Source organism: Pedobacter sp. 05L430 (assembly GCF_056397585.1).
This window is the reverse complement of record NZ_JBFTNT010000011.1, coordinates 47,090-53,298: the sequence shown is the minus strand read 5'-3', so window position 1 is coordinate 53,298 and position 6,209 is coordinate 47,090. Positions and strand designations below refer to the sequence as shown.

Annotated in this window: 4 protein-coding genes; 1 reads left to right on the top strand and 3 read right to left on the bottom strand. The window is 42.3% G+C overall.

Going from position 1 to position 6,209, the window contains the following annotated elements; translation table 11 throughout:
* Nucleotides 1–479: 479 nt before the first annotated feature.
* The 3 genes from AC1DG9_RS04875 to AC1DG9_RS04865 form a co-directional block, all read right to left on the bottom strand.
* The gene (locus AC1DG9_RS04875; RefSeq protein ID WP_477611763.1) at nucleotides 480–1,619 is read right to left on the bottom strand and encodes a serine hydrolase domain-containing protein; all 1,140 of its coding nucleotides are present in this window, start codon (nucleotides 1,617–1,619) and stop codon (nucleotides 480–482) included.
* Nucleotides 1,620–1,823: 204 nt separating this feature from the next.
* Nucleotides 1,824–2,336, bottom strand: a complete 513-nt coding sequence (locus AC1DG9_RS04870; RefSeq protein WP_477611762.1) for a GNAT family N-acetyltransferase — start codon at nucleotides 2,334–2,336, stop codon at nucleotides 1,824–1,826.
* A gap of 88 nt (nucleotides 2,337–2,424) precedes the next feature.
* Nucleotides 2,425–2,598, bottom strand: coding sequence for a hypothetical protein (locus tag AC1DG9_RS04865; protein WP_477611761.1), 174 nt, complete (start codon nucleotides 2,596–2,598; stop codon nucleotides 2,425–2,427).
* A gap of 475 nt (nucleotides 2,599–3,073) precedes the next feature.
* Between AC1DG9_RS04865 and AC1DG9_RS04860 the strand changes: the two genes are divergently transcribed.
* Nucleotides 3,074–6,199 carry a SusC/RagA family TonB-linked outer membrane protein gene (locus tag AC1DG9_RS04860; RefSeq protein WP_477634361.1) on the top strand — a complete coding sequence of 1,042 codons (3,126 nt, stop codon included), beginning with the start codon at nucleotides 3,074–3,076 and terminating at the stop codon, nucleotides 6,197–6,199.
* Nucleotides 6,200–6,209: the final 10 nt, after the last annotated feature.

Sequence of the window (6,209 nt, the reverse complement as noted above, 5' to 3'; positions counted from 1 at the left end):
ATGTTCAGCTATCCTTTGTTGACAGGAGCAAATGTTAGTTCGATAATTCAAGATATGAAATCATTTTTTTGATAATTGAATCAACTGGCCTGTTGATGCTTTAATTTGACTCCTTTTGGGTGACGAAGTATGATAGTCATGCCGAATTTAGGGTTGCTACACAGACTGGACATAGTTAACTAATTGCCAGAACAATTGAAGGTAGAATAATTTACATGTTGTCTAATAGGTTCGATTTCTGTACCTGTTGAACATAGTTCATCTCACAACACGACTAATATCATTTGCTTAATAATCGATTTGCAGATCTTTGATGCAATGTAATCGTAGTTAAATCAATAAGGTCACAAATGTCCGAACTACTTTCTTTGTAAAGAAAGTAGCAAAAGAAACGTAATTGTCAACTCGTATCAGGATTACAATTTTTAAGTTTTTACCAACCTCAAAAACTGTAAACATTTTTCAGTATCGGACAGAGGTCAATGGAACAAATTTGCAATGATGTTATTTTTCAATGCGGATACTTTATCCTCACCGGTTCCATCGTTCACTAAAATCACGATGCCGGTTTGTTTGTCCGGATAAAGATAACATAAGGCGGTGAAGCCAACTCCGTCACGGCCGGTATGCATAATGTATGGCAGTCCGTTGTCTTCTTTGTCCATCATCCAGTTAAGGCCCATTTTCATGCCACCTGGTGTGGTGAATGTGGGTTGATGGCTTAACTTAATGACCGGATTGTTTTCGTTGAGGTTAGCTTTGATGTATTTCAACATATCATTGGGCGTGGAAACCATGGATGGGGCAGCTCTGAAACCTTCATCCACGGATAAAGGTGAAGCATTACCCTTTTCATCATGCCCCATGAGCAGGCCTTTCGCTTCCGTTTTTGTTAGCGCAGGTCTGGTGTGGTCGATTCCATTCCGTTTAAGATAAGCAGTGACCAGCTCGGGATATGGCCGGTGATAAATACGCTGAAGTATGGCTATCAGTACCATAACCGCATTTCCATTGTATTGATACTTTGTTCCGGGTATGGTATCTAATTTAAAGTGGTGCATGTCTTTAAAAAGACTGTCGGCGGTATATTCTTTAAAAAAAACGGCGAGCTTTTCGGGTTTCAGTTTAGAGATGCTGTCAATAAATTTATCTGAATAGTCTTTTGACATAGCCGGCATTGCTGCTGTATGATTGGAGAGGTCAACTATGCGTACCGGATGTCCCTTATATTCCAGGTTGGGATAGCTGCCGGGCAAGTATTTGCGGATATCATCATTTAGTTTTAATTTTCCCTCAGTCACTGCATTGGCCAGCATCCATCCTGCAAATGTCTTGGCAATTGAACCCATGCCGTAGTAGCTGTTGCCCGTTGGCAGACTGCCGTCGCCTTTGTGGTAGTTATATTGATAGGGACGTCCCTGGGAATATATGCCGATGGATAGGTCAAACGTAGCGGGTGCCTGCAGGTAAACTGATGCCGCTTGCTGTACCAGGCTGTCCAAATAGGTTTTGAGTGGATTATCCGTTTTAAAGGCAGTTGTCTGGCAAAGTGCAACTTGGCCAATCAGCATGCTGCATACAACTGATATTTCTAATTTAATGTTTGCAAGAATATTCATTTTACTAGTCAATTTCTTTATGGTTCAGAAAAGACGAACTTACCTTATAAAAGGTTGCAAGTAGCCAAAATTTTTACGAAAACAAAAGCACCCCATTTTTATAACAGGTGCTCACAGGCGGGCTTATCTTTGATGCCTGACTGTATATTTCAAAGATATGAGTGGGAAACAACCATTTTTGCCGAAATGCCCAGATCGGGAACCCTATAAGACAAGCAGATAATATAGTACGTCCTCGGTAGTGCCATCAAGCCAGTTGCATGGTTCCCTGTGAGTGTATCGAAAACCAAAACGCTGATTTGCGGCTTTGGAAATTAGGTTGCTTTCCCGATGACTTACGCTCAGATATTTTAACTTTCGGTTCAATGCCCAGGCCATTCTTATTTTATAAAAAAGAACGGAGAGCCCCTTTCCCCGGTGTTCTTTGCGGACATAAGATTGGCCCATGTAACCTTGCTCTTCGTTTAGCAGCAAAATGCTTGTCATGCCCACAAGTTCGTCATTTGCAAAAAGGCCAAAAACCGCTCTTGGATCTTTTATCCGCTCCAGCCATTGCGCATCGGTAAGTTCTACTTCTGCAGGAGTGGTACACCTGAACATGGCTGGCTCAGTTTGGATGGCTTCTAAGCGCATGGATTTATAAAGATTGGCTTCGCCTTCTAGAAGCTGACGGATACTGTAAATACCTTTTTCAAACTGTGATTCTGGAATTATCATTTAGTATTAATATTGAATGTAAATTTATAAAATGTACCGATTATACAAAGCAAGCTAACTATCAGCTTTATCATCCAAGGTTCCAAATTCAAATAGAACAGTAAGCAAGCCCTGTTTTACCTTCAAAATCAATAAGCTTAATTCCCTTTTCTTCTTCCCCGCCAACGCAAAACCCTGTAACAGGCAAACTGGCAGTAATTACGCTTGCAGAAAACAACAGAAATTTCCGCCCAATCCAGCAAATTTCCGGTATGAATGTCATAAGTGAGCATACTAGGTTTTTCTCCGCTGTGCTGGCCTTCAAGCCTAGTGGTTTGAAGAATCCGTTCGGTATGTCTGTCGTATTGCCGAATCAGTCAACGATAGCTTCTCCCATTGTCAACATAAACATTTAATACTCCCTTAGGATGATCACCCGCCGTAGATATAGTAAGCCCAGGCGTCGGACTGGTCTTTCACTTCATTAAATATCCAGCGGACGCTGATCAGCCACAAGCGTAGTATCCGATTTGTTATGATAAATAGGTAAAAAGAAATGATAAATAGGACAAATAAAACAACGTGATAAGTAGTTGATTTGCTAAGTACAAAATATGTAGTCATCAATAAACCAATGGTAATATGTTGCTGGCGTTTCCYGCGTCTTTTTATTGTTGATGCTGTTTTCGAGGGTTCGCTTGTGTTTAGTGAGTGCTTAAAACCAATATTATATATACTTAAAACCAAATCAATTAATTATGAGACTAAAAATTACTAATCAAAAAAATCTCCTCAAAAAGATCAGGTATTATGTAATACCCATTATGGTAACCTTTATTTGCGGGCAGGCGTTTGCGCAATCCGTAAATGTTAAAGGCAAGGTGATCTCGGGTGATAATAACCAACCTTTACCGGGAGCTACCATTACTGAAAAGGGAAAACAAAATAGCATTGCAACATCATCTGCCGGTTTGTTCTCCATCAATGTCAATGCCGGTGCTATATTAGTTTTTAACATGGTTGGGTACGTGCCGCAGGAAGTTGTTGTCGACAGTCAAAGCGAGGTTAATATTACCCTGCAACCAGATAATAAGGCATTGAACGAAGTAGTGGTAATTGGCTACGGCACTGCCCGCCGGAAGGATCTTGTTGGCGCGGTCAATACCGTATCTGCCAAAGAAGCGGGTGCCAATACAGCCCTGAGTCCGGCGCAATTACTTGTAGGTAAAATGCCCGGTGTACWGGTCGTTAACTCGCAGATCATTATCCGGGGAACAGGTTCTTTTACCAGCGTTGATCCGCTGTATGTTATTGATGGCATACAAGGCGATGGTAACGTATTTACCACCCTAAGTCCGCAGGATATTGAAACGATCACTGTTTTAAAGGATGCATCTTCAACCGCCATCTACGGTGTGGCGGCAGCCAATGGTGTAGTAATTGTCACCACAAAAAAAGCAAAAGCAGGTGCAACACGAGTAAGCTTTAACATGCAGGCGGGTACCTCAAAAGCATGGCGACAACTGGATATTTTAAAGGCTGCGGATTACGTGGACTTGCTTAAAGATATTGCAGCTACAACCAATATTGCCGTGCCTGCTAAGCTGAATACCGCAGATGTACTTATTGACCGCGCCGATTATCAAAAAGAAGTATTCAAATCTGCGTATTCTACAGAGAGTGATCTGAATGTGAGCGGGGGAGGTGACAAGGTATTGTATAACTTGTCTATGAGCTATATTACACAGGATGCGATCATTAAAAAATCCCGTACTGACCGTTTATTTACCCGTTTTTCGCTGGATGAAACACTAGGACGTTTCCATTTTGGCCAAACCTTAAATTTAAGATATAACCGTGGAGCGGGACAGGCCGMCAGCCTTATTGGCGGTATTACTTATGCACCTTATAAACCCATACTTGACCCGGGCGTGCTCGGCGGCTACTCTATAGTAACCAATGTTGATGACAACAGCAATGTGGGCAATCCCCTACAGGATTTAGGGGTTAAGTACGGAAAGAGCAATAGTTTGACCTTATACCCTCAGGTTTTTGGCGAGGTAAAACTACTCAGCGGTCTATCATTCAGGTCGCAGCTTTCGGCAACCTACAATACCAGTAATTCCGATTCCTACCAGTATCCGTATGTCGCCTCCAACAACCTGGCCTATGGGAGACAAGTTGGCCGCTCATTCGGTAGTTCATTTACCTATACTTTCGAAAATTATTTCTCCTATAACAAGACCTTTGACAGGCATAACTTTTCGGCCACATTAGGTACAAGTTATATTGATGCCGGTTACAACAAGGCGCTTACCGTTTTAGGTACAGGCTTAACAAACGATAACATTAAGGATATCAGCGTTGCACCTACCGTGACCACTACGGGCAATGGTTCGGGCTATGGTACCCAATTTGGTCGTGCGCAATCATGGTATGGCCGTTTAATTTATACGTTTAATGACCGGTATATTCTTTCTGGCAGTATCCGTCGCGATGGTTCATCGAACTTTGGTGTCAATAACCGTTATGGTAACTTTCCGGGCGTAGGTTTTGCCTGGAGATTTACGGAAGAAAGCTTTGTTAAGTCGGCCTTACCCTTCCTTTCCGATAGCAGGCTGCGTGCCGGTTGGGGACGTACAGGTAACAATAAATTTAACCTGGGTGTGACCGATGTATTTACCTATAGCGGTTATCCTAATGGTAACCTGGTTTACTCTTTAGGTACAAACGAAGCCTTTGTTGGCGGTGTTACCGTAGCAACCATCTCCAATCCATATCTGAGATGGGAGCAGACCGATCAAACCGATATTGGYCTTGATCTGGGGTTTCTGAATAACCAGCTAACCTTAAACGCAGGCTATTACAAACGTAAAAGCCGTGGTTTAATTGTTAACGTTCCGGTACCAACCAGTGTGGGTATTGGTGGTATAAATGGCATCCAAAGCGTAGTAACATCAAACGCTGCCGATGCCGAAAATAAAGGATTTGAGTTGCAGATTACTTACAAAAGCAAAAACAAAGATGATTTTAACTATTCCATCAGCGCAAATGGTGCGTATAACCAAAACAAAACACTTTCGTTAGGTAATCTATCGCAATCGCCAATTATCAGTGGTGTTTTTAATAATTTAAATGGACTTACCTTAACGCGGCAGGGCTCGCCAATTGGTGCGTTTTACGGTTACCGCGTTGATCATGTGGCAAGCACACAGGCCGAGATCGATGCGCTTAACACGATCGCGAAGCAAAAATCAGGTAATGCRGCAGCTGTATACCAAGCAGGCATAAAACCGGGCGACTTTTTGTTTAAAGATTTAGATGGTAATGGTATTGTAAATGTGGCAGATCAACAGGTGCTCGGCAGCGCCATCCCTAAATTTATTTATGGATTTAACTTAAGCGGCAACTATAAAAATTTTGATCTTAACCTGGTTGTATCCGGGGTAACGGTTATTCAGCTGGGCAATGCACTTAAATTTTTTACCGAGAATGCCTCAACAGGGCATAATGCTACCACAGCTATATTAAACCGGTGGCGCAAACCCGGTGATGTGGCAGCCTTGCCAAGAGCTGGACAGAGTGTTACCTCATCAGGCAACTTACGTCCATCCGACTTTTTTATCGAGAACGGCGCTTACTTGCGTGTACGCAATTTTACGCTGGGTTATACTTTTTCTAAAAACACGTTGGGATCACTTACAGGCACGGTAATTAGCAAATTCAGAGTTTTTGCAGCAGCGCAAAACCTGTTCACCATCACCGACTACAAGGGTTATGATCCTGAAGTAAGTGGCAGTGACTTTATTTTTGGCCGTGGGATAGATAACGGACAAGTACCGCAACCAAGAACCTTTATAGCAGGAATACAAGTAGGATTTTAAAAATTAATGA

Excerpts from the sequence above, each read along its gene's own strand:
- AC1DG9_RS04875 (WP_477611763.1), bottom strand. The coding sequence starts at position 1,619 with ATGAATATTCTTGCAAACATTAAATTAGAAATATCAGTTGTATGCAGC.
- AC1DG9_RS04870 (WP_477611762.1), bottom strand. The coding sequence starts at position 2,336 with ATGATAATTCCAGAATCACAGTTTGAAAAAGGTATTTACAGTATCCGT.
- AC1DG9_RS04865 (WP_477611761.1), bottom strand. The coding sequence starts at position 2,598 with ATGACATTCATACCGGAAATTTGCTGGATTGGGCGGAAATTTCTGTTG.